Genomic DNA, 15,814 nt, shown 5'->3' on the forward strand with positions numbered 1-15,814 from the left:
AGAAAATTTCTGGCTAAACTATAAAACCGTGGCCAATTTAACTTGACCACTACACCTGGAGAAAACTGATCTTAACGCCTGACGAAAAGTTTAATAAATCTCTTAGACTGCACACAGAATCTTCGCCAAATTATTTCGCCAGTTCACTTGAAATTGTAGCGAAGGCTAAACCTAATGAATTCGCCGAGTTCGCACTGTCATTACCAAAAAAAATTAATAAAAGTTATATAGATGCGTTTCACAGAGCTGCACGAGAGAGAGATAAATTAAAAGTAGCTGAAGACTATCGTGATAACTGGAAAGCTTGTGATCCTGAACTTGCAAAAGAAGTATTAAATCATTTTGATTTCACTGTAAGTGAAATGGACGCGGCTAGGAACTATGAAATACAAGCAGAGAATAACAGCATTGATATTCATGGTATTAATAAGCTTAAAGATATCGCAATCAACGGTGAGTCTCCTATTCATGACCAACTAGCGGTTTATGTAGACAAAGATGTAAATGGTCTTGATTGCAAAGCATTACTTGACAACTCTATTAATTTAACTAGAGGGGAGGCTTTTCGAGGAATAGCAAAGGTTTGCTGGAAAGATAAAGATACTGCAAACACATTCAAAGAGGTTATAGCGAATGCTCTAAACAATGAACATCCTGCGGTAAAAATGTCTGCGATTGAGGCTCTTTGCCCGTTCTTAAACTACGACGAACGATGGGCTGTAGACACATTCATCTCTGCGATAAATGTTGACGTTAGGCTTGCAGGAGCACACAGTGCATACCAGTTTTTCAACTGTGGTTTTGCTGATAATAAAGAAAAGTTTATTCCTGTCATCATGAAAATGTTGACTTCAAACCACAATGAAGTAAGGAAAATAGCCGCAATCCAAATAATCGCTAGGTGGCTATTTCACGGAGTATTTTCGGACAAAATTGAAGTTGTCCTCAATGGTGATATTGAAGTTAGAAAAGGTGCTGCGGAAATAGTAAAAGATTTACTATGTAGCCAAAAATACTCAAGCGCTCAGCTAGTACCTCTTTTTAAAAAGCTAGCCAATGACGAAGAATCAGATGTGAGGCGAATTGTTTCAAGTATATTTAGAAAAGACACTATTTATGAAAAGCCGTTTAGAGACGAACTTTTAAGTGAGTTTACATTTTCTTTAGCCGCTGAAACTGAATTCAGAGATCTTTTCTACCAGTTGCAACGTTACGATGGAACTTTACTTCCTTTTGCTGATAGCGTTCTAAAATTAGTTATTCGGCTAACTAATGGTTTAACACAAGCCAAGACCAGTGAAATAGGATACGTAATACCTAAAGTTGTAATGAGGCTTTATGATGAGGCTTATGCATTATCTGATTCAGGTCGTATTGATCTTTGTTTAGACATTTGGGATCTGCTTTTTGAAAATGGAATAGGCGAAAGTAGACAAATGTTAGACCAAATGCAAGACAGCCTACTTTAGTAGATCCCGACTTGTTTCTAGGTACATACCGATATGCTTCTTCGAAGCAATAGCGACACAAAAAGGTTTTAGATCAAAGTTAAAATAAACAGATTTTCAATTTAACTTTCCGGCATTTTAAACTAAAAAATCCCCTGAACTCAGTGAGTGCAGGGGATTTTATTTTGAATTGCTATCAGCTGTTTAGCTAATTAATTCACTAAAAATTATAGAGAATCAACTACTGCGTTTAACGTTATACTTGCGCGCATAACGTTAGAAGCTTTGTCATCTTCAGGTTTAAAGTAACCGCCAATCTCAACCGCTTTACCTTGAACTTCAATTAACTCAGCAACAATTTTGTCTTCGTTAGCAGTTAATTGCTCAGCTACAGGCTTAAATTTAGCAGCTAAATCTGCATCTGCAGCTTGCTCTGCTAAAGCTTGTGCCCAGTACATAGCTAAGTAGAAGTGGCTACCACGGTTATCGATACCACCTAAACGGCGTGAAGGTGAACGGTTAAAGTCTAATACTTTACCAGTTGCTACGTCTAAAGCGTCAGCTAAAACTTTAGCTTGAGTGTTGCCTGCAACATTGGCTAAGTGCTCAAAAGAAGCAGCTAGTGCTAAGAACTCACCTAAAGAATCCCAACGTAAGTAGTTTTCGTTAACTAATTGCTCAACGTGCTTAGGCGCAGAACCACCAGCACCAGTTTCGAATAAGCCACCACCGTTCATTAATGGAACGATAGATAACATTTTCGCACTTGTACCTAATTCTAAAATTGGGAATAAGTCAGTTAAGTAGTCACGTAAAACGTTACCAGTTACAGAGATAGTATCTTGACCAGCTTTAATACGCTCTAAAGAGAAACGAGTTGCTTCAACAGGCGCTAAAATTTGCAGTTCTAAACCGCTAGTGTCGTGCTCTGGTAAGTAGGCTTCAACTTTCTTGATAAGTTGTGCATCGTGTGCACGGTTTTTATCTAACCAGAATACCGCAGGTGTATCGCTTAAACGTGCACGGTTAACAGCTAGTTTAACCCAGTCACGAATTGGCGCGTCTTTAACCTGACACATACGCCAGATGTCACCTTGCTCAACAGAGTGTTGTAGCAATACGTTACCGTCTTGGTCGATAACTTTAACTTCACCCGCTGCAGGAATTTCGAAAGTTTTGTCGTGAGAACCGTATTCTTCAGCTTTTTGCGCCATCAAACCAACGTTTGGTACGCTACCCATAGTTGACGGGTCAAATGCACCGTGTTTTTTACAGAAGTCGATAACTTCTTGGTAAACACCAGCGTAACAACGATCAGGAATTACGTATTTAGTATCTGCTTGTTTTCCATCTGGACCCCACATTTGGCCAGAAGAACGAATAGCTGCAGGCATAGATGCATCGATAATTACGTCACTTGGTACGTGTAAGTTAGTGATGCCTTTATCAGAGTTAACCATAGCCATTGCAGGGCGTGCAGCGTAACAAGCTTCGATATCTGCTTTAATTGCAGCTTGCTCGTCAGCAGGTAATGAAGCGATACAGCTTTCAACATCACCAAAACCATTGTTAAGGTTTACGCCTAAAGCAGCAAATTTGTCTGCGTATTTGTCTAATACTGGCTTGTAGAAAGCTTCAACAGCGTGACCAAAGATAATTGGATCAGAAACTTTCATCATAGTTGCTTTCATGTGCAACGAGAATAAAACGTCTTGCGCTTTAGCTTCTTCAACTTGTTCAGCTAAGAAAGATTGTAATGCACTTGCGCTCATTACTGCAGAATCAATAATTTCGCCAGCTTGAACTGGAACTGAAGCTTTTAATACTTCAACTTCACCAGAAGCTTTAGTTAATTCAATTTTTACTGAACCAGCTTTTTCTACAGTTGTAGATTTTTCGCTACCGTAAAAATCACCAGCAGTCATGCTAGAAACGTGAGATTTAGAATCGGCAGACCATGCGCCCATGCTATGTGGATTTTTCTTCGCATAGTTTTTAACTGAAGCAGGTGCACGACGATCTGAGTTACCTTCACGTAATACTGGGTTTACTGCACTACCTTTAACCGCGTCAAAACGCGCTTTGATATCCGCTTCTTGTTCGTTCGCTGGTGAATCAGGGTAGTTAGGTAAAGCGAAACCTTTAGCTTGTAATTCTTTGATTGCTGCTTTTAACTGAGGAATTGAAGCACTGATATTCGGTAATTTGATGATATTAGCTTCAGGCGTTTTAGCTAATTCACCTAACTCTTTTAAATCGTCAGCTTGGAATTGGCTTTCAGGTAAAATGTCTGGGAATTGAGACAAAATGCGTGCAGCTAAAGAGATGTCACGCGTTTCTACTTCAACGCCAGCTGTTTTAGCGTAAGCTTGAATAATAGGTAATAAACTGTATGTTGCTAAAGCTGGAGCTTCATCAGTTATGGTATAAATGATTTTAGAACTTTCAGTTGTCATCATTATGTCCTTAAAAAATATAAATTATGCTGACGATGATTCTAGCAAGCTTGTTAATTACTACAAGCGTATGTTCACCGCATTGGTGCAATGTCGACCATAAAGTTTGGTGATATATGCCCAAGTTGCTTGATGAAGCGAGTTTCCACTTCACTCATTGAAGAACCGTTACAATATAGTAAGCTTGCCAGGGTATATAGTTACTTCTCATTTTAAAATTGAATAGTGGAAATAAATGTTGCAGCAAAAAGCAAAAAAGCCAAGTTTTGGACAAAAAAAACACATAAAAAATGCCAAACCCGGCGCTAAAACACGTTCGGCTACAAAAAACAAAAACAAGCGGCCAGAGCCTGCTGTGGTAAAAATTGTACTCTTTAATAAACCTTATGATGTATTAACCCAATTTACAGACGATCAGCAAAGAAAAACCTTAAAAGACTATATTCCAATTGAAAATGTATATGCAGCAGGGCGCTTGGATAAAGATTCAGAAGGTTTATTGGTTTTAACCAATAGTGGCAAACTACAAAATGTGCTGGCTAGCCCTAAATTTGAAAAAACAAAATTTTATTGGGTACAGGTAGAAGGTCAGCCAAGCCAGCAACAACTGCAGCAATTACGCCAAGGGGTAGAATTAAAAGACGGTAAAACTAAACCTGCAAAAGTGAGATTAATTGAACCACCTGCCATTTGGCCACGTAATCCACCTATTCGAGAGCGCAAAAATATTCCAACAGCTTGGTTGGAAATAGGTTTGCAAGAAGGTAAAAACCGCCAAGTTCGCCGCATGACAGCGCATGTTGGTTTGCCAACTTTGCGTTTAATCCGTCATCAGTTTTCTTCTTTTTCGGTACAAGGGTTAAAACCGGGGGAGTGGCGCGAACTCGCAAGCGAAGAATTTAACCAATATCTGGAGCAAATTAATTAATGTTTAAACCCAATACAACCATTGCATGGATAGTTGAGTGCAACAATAAGTTTTTAGTGGTTGAAGAAATAGAAAATGGCGTTAACGTGATCAATCAGCCAGCAGGCCATTTAGAAAAAGACGAATCTTTATTACAAGCGGCTAAACGTGAGTTATTAGAGGAAGCTGGCCTAGAATTAGAACCTCAAGGTTTAGTTGGTATATATCAAAGTCAGGTTAAAGGCAAAGATATTCAGTATTTACGTTTTTGTTATTACGCTAAAATTGATGCTGAACAACTACCAAAATTACAACCGCAAGATGATGATATTCTAGCCGCACATTGGTTTAGCTTTGAGCAAATCAAACAAAAACAGCTACCACATCGCAGTCATATGGTACAAATTTGCTTTGATGATTACCTAAATGGACAAAGAATACCCTTATCTGCTGTTAAGAGTTATTTATAGCAAGGATAAAGGGTGATAGAATAGCGCCCCATTTTTAGCTGCGAGTATTTTTATTTCATGTCAGACAATCAAAACAAAAAAGTTATTGTAGGAATGTCAGGTGGTGTTGATTCATCTGTATCTGCTTATTTGTTACTTCAACAAGGATATCAAGTTGAAGGTTTGTTCATGAAAAACTGGGAAGAAGACGATACAGATGAATACTGCGCAGCTGCACAAGACTTAGAAGACGCACAAGCTGTAGCCGACAAACTTGGCATTGAACTGCACACGGTTAATTTTGCTGCTGAATACTGGGACAATGTATTTGAATACTTTTTAGCAGAATACAAAGCGGGTAGAACGCCTAACCCAGATATCATGTGCAACAAAGAAATTAAGTTTAAAGCCTTTTTAGAATTTGCTGCTGATGCTTTGGGCGCTGACTATATAGCGACCGGTCATTATGTGCAGCGTCGTCAAGATGAAAATGGCAAATGGCAAATGTTGCGTGGTTTAGATAACAATAAAGACCAAAGCTACTTTTTATATACTTTAGCCGAGCAACATGTTGCGCAAACTTTATTCCCAGTTGGTGGTTTAGAAAAACCAGAAGTACGTAAGATTGCTGAAGAGCAAGACTTAGTCACAGCCAATAAAAAAGATTCAACTGGTATTTGTTTTATTGGCGAGCGTAAATTTAAAGATTTCCTCCAGCAATATTTACCCGCACAACCAGGTGATATTGAAACTGTTGATGGCGAAGTGATTGGTCGCCATGAAGGTTTAATGTACCACACACTAGGCCAACGCAAAGGTTTAGGTATTGGTGGTATGAAAAACTCAGGTGATGAGCCTTGGTACACGGTCGACAAAGATCTTGAACGCAATGTATTGATTGTCGCACAAGGCAGTAAACACCCAAGATTATTCTCAAATGGCATGATTGTTAATCAAAGCCATTGGGTTGATCGGGTCGGTCCTGGCGAAGAATTTAGCTGTACTGTGAAAACACGTTATCGCCAGCAAGATATTGCCTGTTCGGTTAAAAAACTAGATGAAGAAAACTATCAAGTGATGTTTGATGAGCCAGTTGCTGCGGTTACACCAGGGCAGTCAGCGGTATTTTATGCGCAAGAAGTCTGTTTAGGCGGCGCAATTATTGACAGTTTAATTCGGTAACTAATTCGGTAATTTTGATGTCAGACGTATCTTACGAACAAACATTAGCTTTAGCAGGCGTTTGCCAAGCCTGTGCTTTGGTACAAAAAATTGCCCGTAAAGGTGAAATGGACGACGCACAATTAACCACCATGTTAAACAGTGTGTTAAACACCAATCCTGCGGATACAGTTGATGTATACGGCGAACTGGCTAATTTAAAGCCGGGTTTAACCAATATTCATGATCAGTTAGGCCATCAGGCGCAAGTGAAAGATGCTGAGTTAACACGTTATGTGTTAAGTGTATTAACCCTTGAGCGCAAACTGGCGAAAAACCCTCAGTCATTGCGTAAACTTGGCCAGCAAATAGATGCAATGGAAACTAAACTAGCACATTATGATTTATTGCATGATGTTGTGGTAGAAGGATTTGCCGGTATATATAAAGATGTAATCAGTCCACTCGGCCCGAAAATTCGAGTCATGGGCAACCCAAATTTATTACAACAGCGTTTAGTGCAAAACAAAGTACGCGCGCTGTTGCTTGCTGCGTTGCGCTCAGCTGTGCTTTGGCGTCAGCTAGGCGGTAAACGACGTAATATTTTATTTAGAAGACAAAAATGGGTGCGTTTTTCGGCGCATGCGCTTCAACAAATATCCAATATTTAACAGGAGATTTCGATGGAATTATCCAGCTTAACTGCGGTTTCACCAGTTGATGGTCGTTACGGTAGTAAAACAACTGAACTTAGATCAATTTTTAGTGAGTTCGGTTTAACTAAATACCGCGTAACGGTTGAAGTGCGTTGGTTACAAAAATTATCAAAAATTGCCGGTATTAAAGAAGTACCTGAATTTTCAGCTGAAGCAAACACTGCATTAGACGAGATTGTTGAATATTTCAGTGAAGCAGACGCTGCTCGTGTAAAAGAAATCGAGCGTACAACTAACCACGACGTTAAAGCGGTAGAGTACTTTTTAAAAGAAAAAGTAGCGAATATTCCTGAATTACACGCGGTTACTGAGTTTTTACACTTTGCTTGTACCTCAGAAGATATCAACAACACTTCTCACGGTTTAATGTTACGTGAAGCGCGTGACACAGTTATTTTGCCTTACATTGATAAGATTTTGGCTGAATTACACCGTATGGCGAAAGAATATCGTGATGTTGCGATGATGGCGCGAACTCACGGTCAGCCAGCTTCACCTACCACTATGGGTAAAGAAATGGCTAACGTTTATATGCGTTTAAAGCGTCAACGTGACCAAATCGCTAAAGTAGAAATTTTAGGTAAAATCAATGGTGCAGTAGGTAACTACAACGCACATTTATCTGCTTACCCTGAATTAAACTGGCATGAAATCAGTGAAGAGTTTGTTACTAGCATAGGTTTAACTTGGAACCCGTACACAACTCAAATTGAGCCACACGATTATATCGCTGAGTTGTTTGATGCTGTTGCACGTGCAAATACTATTATTTTAGATTTCGACCGTGACATCTGGGCTTACATTGCGTTAGGTCACTTCAAACAAAAAACTGTTGCTGGTGAAATTGGTTCATCAACTATGCCGCATAAAGTTAACCCAATTGATTTTGAAAACTCAGAAGGTAACTTAGGTTTAGCCAACGCAATTTTTGATCACTTAGCGGCTAAATTGCCAGTATCTCGTTGGCAGCGTGATTTAACAGATTCAACTGTATTGCGTAACTTAGGTGTAGGTGTTGCTCATTCAATTATTGCATACCAAGCAACCTTAAAAGGTATCAGTAAATTAGAAGTTAACGAAGCTAGCTTCTTAGCTGAGCTTGACCAAAACTGGGAACTATTGGCTGAGCCAATTCAAACAGTAATGCGTCGTTATGGTATTGAAAAACCATACGAGAAACTAAAAGAGTTAACCCGTGGTAAACGTGTTGACCAACAAGCTATGGCTGAGTTTATTGATGGTTTGGCTATGCCTGCGAACGAAAAAGCTCGCCTTAAAGAATTAACACCAGCTAAATATATTGGTGATGCACAAAAGTTAGTAGATTTACTTTAATTTGCTAATAGTTGTAATAATTTAACAAGGCAAACATACGTTTGCCTTGTTTTTATCAAATTTAATTTCCCCAATTTTCCTGCCTAGTAGCTCTAATGAGATTCGCTATTTTGTTTTTGCGCTATCGTTAAGTAACCAAGCCGTTATTTATTAAACTAAATTGGTAATTGTATAAATTTTGTATATACTAGATAAATGCTACCGGTGGCACTTTCGCTAAGTATGTATTCTAAGCTACTTGAAGAAGCACGGGTATATAACTATGTTTAAGGTGTTGTTGGTATAGGTTTGCATGGAATGCAGTTAAATTATGCAATTCAATATAGGTAATTTCTTGTCTATGAATAAATTATTAAAACTGGCGCTCAATGGTGGGGTAGTTGGTTTATCACTAGCGATTTTCAGTGCTCAAGCATCAAATGTTCGATTACACGCCGAATACGAAAAATTATTGCCGCCAGAGCCAAGTTTCCCAACAAAAGTTTGTAGCGAATTAAAAGCCAACCTCAAGTATGTTAATTGGGTATTGCCTGACGAAATTGATCATGATCCAAAAAATTCGAGCCCTGATTCAGCTCGATTACAGCAGGCATTAGATAACTGTCCAAAAGGTCAAGCGGTTAAATTAGTTAAACATAATGGCAACAATGGTTTTTTATCAGGGCCAATTGAAATCCCTTCAGGTGTCAGTTTATGGATAGAAGAAGAGGTTAAGTTATTTGCCTCGCGTAGTCCTGCCGACTATGACTTGGGTGATGGCGTTTGTGGTGATGCATTACCAAAAATTAAAAACCGCTGTAAACCATGGATTTATGCGGATAAAACTGAAAACAGTGGTATCTATGGGGAAGGGACAATAGATGCCCGAGGTGGTGCTATTTTAACGTCAGGCAAACGCGCATACCAAACTACTTGGTGGGATCTGTCGATGCAAAGCAAGGCTAAACCTAAGCTTGAGCAAAACAATCCGCGTATGTTGCAAATTGATGATGCGAAAAACTTTACTTTCTACAAAGTGGGTTTACAAAATGGTGGTAAATTCCACGTTGCAGCAAAAAGAGCTGATGGACTAATTTTCTGGGGCATCAAATTGTTAACCCCTTCATTAGCTTACACAGTGCCGGGTTACAAATGTGCTGAAGAAGATATGCCAAGACCTGGCAAGTTAGATAAACCAAGCACCTGTTTTATTCCTGAATTGGTGAAAAACACTGATGGTATCGACCCAGGTGCAAGTAAAAACGTTACTGTTGCTTATTCGTATATCAGTACAGGTGATGATAATGTTGCGATTAAATCAGGTAAAGAAACTGACAGACCTGCAACAGAAAACCATTTATACGCACACAACCAATTTTATTATGGCCATGGTATGTCGATTGGCAGTGAAACAGATGCGGGTGTTAACAACATCAAAATTTGGGATCTGACTTTAGATGGTATGGATAGTGGTCATGGCGTTGGTATTCGGATTAAATCGGATGGCAAACGAGGTGGTGATATCACTAATGTAACTTACGATAATGTGTGTATGCGCCGAGCTAAAGATTCTATGGTGTTTACACCGTATTACAGTTCCACTAAAAACGATAAATTGCCGCCGAAGATGGAAGACATTGTCGTACGTAATTTTCGATATGTAGATTTCCCTGGTGCAAAATATAATGAGTCTTTGGTTAATGTTAGTGGTTATCAGTCCAAGCATTTAATCAACCCATTAAAACTGACACTAGATAATGTTGTTTACGATACTCAACCTGAAATTCGTGACAATAAACATTATAAGCATCACCACATAGAGTTTACCTTTGGACCGAATCCAGTGGTCAATTTCCCTGTGCGTGAGCAAGCTGATATTAAAGTTTTTGATAAACAAACTAAACAGGCGAAAGCAATTGACTGCCCTGACAGTCGTTTTGAGCCTTATCCGGCACCGGATTCACCCTTTTAGTTTAAATTTATGCTCTTATAAGGTCAGAGATCTGCTCTGACCTTAACATTATCCTGCAAAGGGCAACCTGTCTTAATCATTGGCCGTTAATACAACAAACCTTTTATCCTGCGCAACAAGTTGGCTGGCAGCAAAAATTTCATTTAAGCGCTTGCCATAACCTAAATGGGCATTGCCGACAATACTAAGTTTACCGCCTTCAGCTAAACACACTTTGCTCTGATTAAACATTTGCATTGCTATATGGTCGGTAATGGTTTTTTGTTGATGGAACGGAGGATTGCATACAATCCAATCAGCTTTTTGCTCCACGTCAGCTAAACAGTCATTCCAATAGGTTTTAATTTTAACCTTGCTGAGATCATTTGCTTCTAGCGTTTTAACAGCTGACTCAATTGCCATATATGACTCATCGAATAGATGGATAACTAATTCGCCAGCACAGTTATTTTGCTGAAACGAATTAGCAATATAAGCCGATAACACACCATTGCCACAAGCTAAATCAAACACATGTGTTTGTGTTGGTTGAAAGTCTTGCGGTTTTGCCGGAAGGTGAGGCAGGAAAAATGCCGCGCCCATATCTAAACTACTGCGTGAAAATACATTCGGCGCGTTATAAATAGTTAAACCATTATCTAACTGCCAAGTTTTCCAATACGAGTAAGATGAATAAGGTGACGGCTGTTTCCCTGATGCGCTAATAGTGCGAGATTTTTTAACCGCTAAACTCACGTCCACTTGTTTAAAGTAGCGATTAAATAACTTAATTACTTTGTTATTTATCTCGGTCGCTTTAGCAGCTGCAATAACTTGTGCATCATCAGCTGCTACTTGATGGATTTTATCCAAAATAGCTTCAAGGAAATCTAAGTTCTTGGGAATTTTTATTAGGTAAATTTGCTCTGCAGTTATCTTGTTTAAGTCATTTAAACTGCTGCCAAGTGGGTTGATTGTTAAATCAGTTTTTGCTGAATTATCTGAATTTAGCTGTAGATTTTGTTGGTAAGCTAAATGGGCGATTTTTGAGTCGCTATAAAAGCTAATTGGTACTGAAGTTACACTTTGCAAATGCAAGCTTATAGCGCCAAATTGGTCATTGACAACTAATGTACTGGCATTAGATTGTGTTAGAATTGGCAAAGCTGTTTCTGCCAGCAAAATATCAGCACTGTCCCATGCCTGAAGTGAAGAGCGAACATCCTGTTTAGGATAGCGCCAGAGCGTTAATGGGCATTGTTCAACTGGGTAGTTATGATTATCTTGCGGCATATAAGAATTAAGTAAACACTGGATATATAAATTGACGCTATTGTATCAAGGCCAAGAGCATGAACAAGTAATACATCCGCATAAGCTACAAATGCGCAATGCGGACGTTAGTTATTATTCAAACTTAATTAGCCTTGATGCGGCAGATTTATGGTTCGAATGGTTGAAAGACAAACTCGCTTGGCAACAAGCGCACATTACTGTTTATGGAAAAACGCATCCAATACCAAGGTTGCAAGCATTCTATGCGGCTAAACCGTTAAAATACAAATATTCAGGTGAAACCTTCACTGCTGATATTTGGCCTGCTGAATTGGCGCAATTAAGAGATTTAGCTGAACAAACTTGTGGTGCAAAATTTAATTGTGTTTTGGCCAATTATTACCGAAACGGCCAAGATACTATGGGATGGCATGCCGATGATGAAGCTGAATTAGGCAAACAACCGACCATAGCATCTTTTACTTTTGGCAGCGAACGAGAATTCTTGTTTAAACATAGGTTATCTGGTGAACAACAAAAAGTGACCTTGCAGCATGGTAGCTTGTTGATTATGGCAAGAGACACCCAAGAGTTTTGGTTTCATAGTTTGCCTAAACGGACAAAAATTACAGATGGGCGCATCAATTTAACGTTCAGATACATATACCAGTAGTTTGTGTATACCGGTGACAAAAATTAGAGACGTAAAAAATGACAACAGATCAAATTATCTTCGATAAATTAAAACAAAGATTTAATCCGATTGAGTTGGATGTTCAGAATGAAAGCCATATGCATTCAGGGCCAGCGACAGATTCACATTATAAAGTTATTATTGCTTCAGACGAATTTGCCGGTAAAAGACTGATACAGTGTCACCGTGCGGTGAATGAGTGTTTAGCCGAAGAGCTCGCGGGTGCTGTCCATGCATTATCCATCCACACTTATTCGGTTGAAGAATGGCAAAGTGGAAAAGTGAATGTACCTTTGTCGCCAAAATGTTTAGGCGGTAGCAAGTCGGACAAGTAGTGGCAAACTCGCAATTTAGCCAACCTTGGGTATAATGCGCGCAAAAAATAAAATGGAATCAAAATGCTTTTGCACATAAGCAATAAACTAGACGCCTTTTCTGAAACCTGCGGCAATATTGTTGCTTGGTTTGCAACTCTGATTGTTGTGTTAATGGCCGCTATTGTTTTTCTTCGTTATGGCTTTGCAATTGGCTCTATTGCTGCACAAGAACTTGTGTTGTATCTGCATTCTGCATTATTCCTATTAGGCTCAGCCTACACGCTTAAACACAATGAACATGTGCGGGTTGATGTCTTGTATACAAAATTTACTCCGCAGAAAAAAGCTTTGGTTAATCTATTGGGTAGTTTGTTGTTACTATGGCCTGTCGTCATTGCAATCGCTGTATATAGCTGGCAATACGTTGCAGATAGCTGGATGATAATGGAAGGCTCGGTCGACGCTGGCGGTTTACCATTTGTGTATATATTGAAGAGTTTTATTATCGCATTCTGTGTGTTTTTCTTTGTGCAAGGACTAAGTGAAATCTTCAAAAATATTGCAGCGATAACAGAGGGCAAAGCATAATGGAATATTTGTCTTTAGTGCTATTTGCCGTTGTATGTTTAGTTTTACTGACTGGTTATCCAGTTGCATTTGCCTTGGCTGGAACCTCACTTATTTTTGCTTTCATCGGTTCTTTTATCGGTGTATTTGATACAGCCTTTATGCATGCATTGCCAAGTCGCATATTTGGCATAATGAACAATCAAACCTTGCTCGCTGTGCCTTTATTTGTATTTATGGGCGTGGTATTAGAAAAATCTAAAATTGCCGAAGAACTCCTTATTTCAATCTCTCAATTGTTTTCGCGTTTTCGTGGTGGTTTAGCCATAGCTGTGGTTATGGTTGGTGCATTGCTCGCAGCAAGCACAGGCATAGTTGGCGCTACTGTTGTCACTATGGGCTTGTTGTCTTTGCCTGCTATGCTCAAACAAAAATACAACCCGTCAATTGCCTGCGGCAGCATTTGTGCTGTGGGTACACTAGGGCAGATTATTCCACCTTCAATTGCGCTGGTTTTACTCGGCGATGTTATTTCAAATGCATTTCAGCAGTCTCAATTGGATATGGGGATATTTTCTCCTGAGACGGTGTCGGTAGGTGATCTATTTGTCGGTGCAATCGTCCCTGGTGTTTTGTTGGTTGTTCTCTACTTAGTTTATTTATTGGCGGTAGCTTGGTTTAAGCCTGAATATTTACCAGCCTTTGACAGCAAAGAGAAAGTTAAATTAGGCGAGCTAATCAAAGCCGTTGTCCCTCCTATTTTATTGATTGTAATTGTTTTAGGCTCCATATTGGCAGGTTTTGCCACACCAACTGAGGCCGCAGCAATAGGCGCTTTTGGTGCACTTATTTTAGCTTTGGTTAAAGGCGCGCTTAATATCAAAATGCTTACATCGGCAAATAAAGCGACGTTAACTTGTACCTGTATGGTCTTCTTAATTTTAATTGGCGCTTCGGTTTTTTCTCTGGTGTTTCGTGGTTTAGGCGGCGAAGAGTTAATTGAGTCAGTATTTGAAAGTCTACCAGGTGGCGTATTTACTGCCATGTTGTTGGTTATGGTTATTCTGTTTTTACTCGGCTTTATTCTCGACTTTATAGAAATTACTTTTGTTGTAGTGCCTATTGTTGCGCCGGTTTTACTTTCTATGGGGCTTGATCCGGTTTGGTTAGGCATTATGATAGCAATCAATTTGCAAACATCATTCTTAACACCACCTTTTGGTTTTGCGTTATTTTATTTGCGTGGTGTCGCTGATAAAGGCATTAAAACTACACAAATATATAAAGGTGTGGTGCCATTTATTATTATTCAGTTATGTGTCCTAGTTGGTCTGGCAGTATGGCCGGAATTAGCGACTTGGTTGCCATCTGTTGTATATGCCGATGGTTTTTAGTTTAGTTAGGTAGGAAATAATGAAAAAAATTGCCATAGGATTGGTTGTTGCGCTAACAACCCTGTTATCTGCGTGTTCAAAAGATGACGCAACTGCCGTTGGTGCAACTGCACAACAAAAGTTTAAGTGGAAAATGGTTACAACATGGCCGAAAAACTTTCCTGGTTTAGGGACTATACCTCAAAGTTTTGCCGACAATGTTGAAAAAATGTCTGGTGGTCGATTAAGCATAAAGGTATTTGGGGCCGGTGAAATGGTACCAGCTCTACAAACCTTTGATGCGGTAAAAAGTGGTGCCGCACAAATGGGTCATGGCGCAGCCTATTATTGGAAAGGTAAAATCCCTGCAGCGCAGTTTTTTACTACCATTCCTTTTGGTATGAATGCACAAGAAACTAATGGTTGGTTTTATCATGGTGGCGGCAATCAGTTATGGAAAGAAGCATACGAGCCATTTGGTTTAATTCCTTTTCCTGGTGGTAACACAGGCGTGCAAATGGCCGGTTGGTTCCAAAAAGAGATAAATAGTTTAGCTGATTTTGACGGCTTAAAAATTCGTATACCTGGTTTAGCGGGTGAAGTTGTAGCTGATTTAGGTGGTATTCCAGTGCAAATGCCTGGTGGTGAATTATTTAGTGCGATGCAAAGTGGTGCGTTAGACGCTGCCGATTGGGTTGGCCCATACAATGATTTGGCTTTTGGCTTATATAAAACTGCACCTTATTATTATGTAACAGGTTGGCAAGAGCCGGGTGCTGCACTTGAGTTTATCGTTAATCAACAAGCTTTTGAGCAATTACCAACTGATTTACAAGCTATTGTTGAAATTGCCACAGAAGCAGCTAATGCAAACATGCTTGCACTATACACAGCTAAAAATAACGAAGCTTTACAAAGTTTAAAAGAGAAGGGTGTAGAGATTCGTAAATTTCCAACTGATGTAATTGAAGCGTTAAAAGCTTCAAGTGTTAAATCAGTTAAAAACTTAGTTGCAAGCGACGAGATGGCACAAAAAATATTTGCATCTTACCAAAGGTTTTTAGCACAATCGTCAGAATATCATGCATTGACCGAACAAGATTATTTTCACAATAGAAGTGGCATTGATTGGGCACAAGCTCAAGCTGTGCAGAAATAAATTTAGCTAGATAAGAGAATAGGATTA

General features: G+C 39.3%; 14 protein-coding genes. 12 read left to right on the plus strand and 2 right to left on the minus strand.

Going from position 1 to position 15,814, the window contains the following annotated elements:
• Positions 1-362 precede the first annotated feature (362 nt).
• Positions 363-1,469: a HEAT repeat domain-containing protein gene (locus WSC_RS0120265; protein WP_016957789.1), complete on the plus strand. Its 1,107-nt coding sequence runs from the start codon at positions 363-365 to the stop codon at positions 1,467-1,469.
• 206 nt (positions 1,470-1,675) lie between these two features.
• Here WSC_RS0120265 and WSC_RS0120270 read toward each other — a convergent pair whose 3' ends face one another.
• Entirely contained in the window at positions 1,676-3,904 is a 2,229-nt protein-coding gene (locus tag WSC_RS0120270) for an NADP-dependent isocitrate dehydrogenase (protein WP_016957790.1), read from the minus strand.
• A gap of 235 nt (positions 3,905-4,139) precedes the next feature.
• Here WSC_RS0120270 and WSC_RS0120275 point away from each other — a divergent pair, with 235 nt between their 5' ends.
• The 6 genes from WSC_RS0120275 to WSC_RS0120300 all read left to right on the plus strand — a co-directional run bounded on the left by WSC_RS0120275 (position 4,140) and on the right by WSC_RS0120300 (position 10,423).
• Entirely contained in the window at positions 4,140-4,832 is a 693-nt protein-coding gene (locus tag WSC_RS0120275; protein ID WP_016957791.1) for a pseudouridine synthase, read from the plus strand.
• The gene (locus WSC_RS0120280; protein ID WP_016957792.1) at positions 4,832-5,281 is read left to right on the plus strand and encodes an NUDIX domain-containing protein; all 450 of its coding nucleotides are present in this window, start codon (positions 4,832-4,834) and stop codon (positions 5,279-5,281) included. The genes WSC_RS0120275 and WSC_RS0120280 overlap by 1 nt, the downstream gene beginning before the upstream one ends.
• Before the next feature lie 57 nt (positions 5,282-5,338).
• Positions 5,339-6,442 carry a tRNA 2-thiouridine(34) synthase MnmA gene (gene mnmA / locus WSC_RS0120285; RefSeq protein WP_016957793.1) on the plus strand — a complete coding sequence of 368 codons (1,104 nt, stop codon included), beginning with the start codon at positions 5,339-5,341 and terminating at the stop codon, positions 6,440-6,442.
• Positions 6,443-6,459: 17 nt separating this feature from the next.
• Entirely contained in the window at positions 6,460-7,092 is a 633-nt protein-coding gene (gene hflD, locus WSC_RS0120290) for a high frequency lysogenization protein HflD (RefSeq protein WP_016957794.1), read from the plus strand.
• 12 nt (positions 7,093-7,104) lie between these two features.
• Positions 7,105-8,472, plus strand: a complete 1,368-nt coding sequence (gene purB / locus WSC_RS0120295) for an adenylosuccinate lyase (RefSeq protein WP_016957795.1) — start codon at positions 7,105-7,107, stop codon at positions 8,470-8,472.
• Between the two features lie 340 nt (positions 8,473-8,812).
• Positions 8,813-10,423: a glycoside hydrolase family 28 protein gene (locus tag WSC_RS0120300; protein WP_016957796.1), complete on the plus strand. Its 1,611-nt coding sequence runs from the start codon at positions 8,813-8,815 to the stop codon at positions 10,421-10,423.
• Between the two features lie 72 nt (positions 10,424-10,495).
• Here the strand turns inward: WSC_RS0120300 and WSC_RS0120305 are convergent, their stop codons facing one another.
• Complete coding sequence (locus tag WSC_RS0120305; RefSeq protein WP_016957797.1) at positions 10,496-11,695, minus strand: methyltransferase; 1,200 nt, start codon at positions 11,693-11,695, stop codon at positions 10,496-10,498.
• A gap of 31 nt (positions 11,696-11,726) precedes the next feature.
• Here WSC_RS0120305 and WSC_RS0120310 point away from each other — a divergent pair, with 31 nt between their 5' ends.
• The 5 genes from WSC_RS0120310 to WSC_RS0120330 all read left to right on the plus strand — a co-directional run bounded on the left by WSC_RS0120310 (position 11,727) and on the right by WSC_RS0120330 (position 15,787).
• Positions 11,727-12,350: an alpha-ketoglutarate-dependent dioxygenase AlkB family protein gene (locus WSC_RS0120310; RefSeq protein WP_016957798.1), complete on the plus strand. Its 624-nt coding sequence runs from the start codon at positions 11,727-11,729 to the stop codon at positions 12,348-12,350.
• A gap of 38 nt (positions 12,351-12,388) precedes the next feature.
• Positions 12,389-12,706, plus strand: a complete 318-nt coding sequence (locus WSC_RS0120315; protein WP_016957799.1) for a BolA family protein — start codon at positions 12,389-12,391, stop codon at positions 12,704-12,706.
• 63 nt (positions 12,707-12,769) lie between these two features.
• A complete protein-coding gene (locus WSC_RS0120320; RefSeq protein ID WP_016957800.1) occupies positions 12,770-13,276 on the plus strand; it encodes a TRAP transporter small permease subunit in 507 nt (168 codons plus the stop codon).
• A complete protein-coding gene (locus WSC_RS0120325; protein ID WP_016957801.1) occupies positions 13,276-14,649 on the plus strand; it encodes a TRAP transporter large permease in 1,374 nt (457 codons plus the stop codon). The genes WSC_RS0120320 and WSC_RS0120325 overlap by 1 nt, the downstream gene beginning before the upstream one ends.
• Before the next feature lie 19 nt (positions 14,650-14,668).
• Positions 14,669-15,787, plus strand: coding sequence for a TRAP transporter substrate-binding protein (locus WSC_RS0120330; RefSeq protein ID WP_016957802.1), 1,119 nt, complete (start codon positions 14,669-14,671; stop codon positions 15,785-15,787).
• Positions 15,788-15,814: the final 27 nt, after the last annotated feature.

Origin of the sequence: Catenovulum agarivorans YM01, assembly GCF_000281085.1 — a bacterium.
GTDB classification, from domain to species: domain Bacteria; phylum Pseudomonadota; class Gammaproteobacteria; order Enterobacterales; family Alteromonadaceae; genus Catenovulum; species Catenovulum agarivorans.

Bases quoted from the DNA above. Each gene is read 5' to 3' on its own strand.
- WSC_RS0120265 (WP_016957789.1), top strand. From the start codon at position 363: ATGGACGCGGCTAGGAACTATGAAATACAAGCAGAGAATAACAGCATT.
- WSC_RS0120275 (WP_016957791.1), top strand. From the start codon at position 4,140: ATGTTGCAGCAAAAAGCAAAAAAGCCAAGTTTTGGACAAAAAAAACAC.
- WSC_RS0120300 (WP_016957796.1), top strand. From the start codon at position 8,813: ATGAATAAATTATTAAAACTGGCGCTCAATGGTGGGGTAGTTGGTTTA.
- purB (WP_016957795.1), top strand. From the start codon at position 7,105: ATGGAATTATCCAGCTTAACTGCGGTTTCACCAGTTGATGGTCGTTAC.
- mnmA (WP_016957793.1), top strand. From the start codon at position 5,339: ATGTCAGACAATCAAAACAAAAAAGTTATTGTAGGAATGTCAGGTGGT.
- WSC_RS0120270 (WP_016957790.1), bottom strand. From the start codon at position 3,904: ATGACAACTGAAAGTTCTAAAATCATTTATACCATAACTGATGAAGCT.
- WSC_RS0120320 (WP_016957800.1), top strand. From the start codon at position 12,770: ATGCTTTTGCACATAAGCAATAAACTAGACGCCTTTTCTGAAACCTGC.
- WSC_RS0120305 (WP_016957797.1), bottom strand. From the start codon at position 11,695: ATGCCGCAAGATAATCATAACTACCCAGTTGAACAATGCCCATTAACG.
- WSC_RS0120315 (WP_016957799.1), top strand. From the start codon at position 12,389: ATGACAACAGATCAAATTATCTTCGATAAATTAAAACAAAGATTTAAT.
- WSC_RS0120325 (WP_016957801.1), top strand. From the start codon at position 13,276: ATGGAATATTTGTCTTTAGTGCTATTTGCCGTTGTATGTTTAGTTTTA.
- hflD (WP_016957794.1), top strand. From the start codon at position 6,460: ATGTCAGACGTATCTTACGAACAAACATTAGCTTTAGCAGGCGTTTGC.
- WSC_RS0120280 (WP_016957792.1), top strand. From the start codon at position 4,832: ATGTTTAAACCCAATACAACCATTGCATGGATAGTTGAGTGCAACAAT.
- WSC_RS0120330 (WP_016957802.1), top strand. From the start codon at position 14,669: ATGAAAAAAATTGCCATAGGATTGGTTGTTGCGCTAACAACCCTGTTA.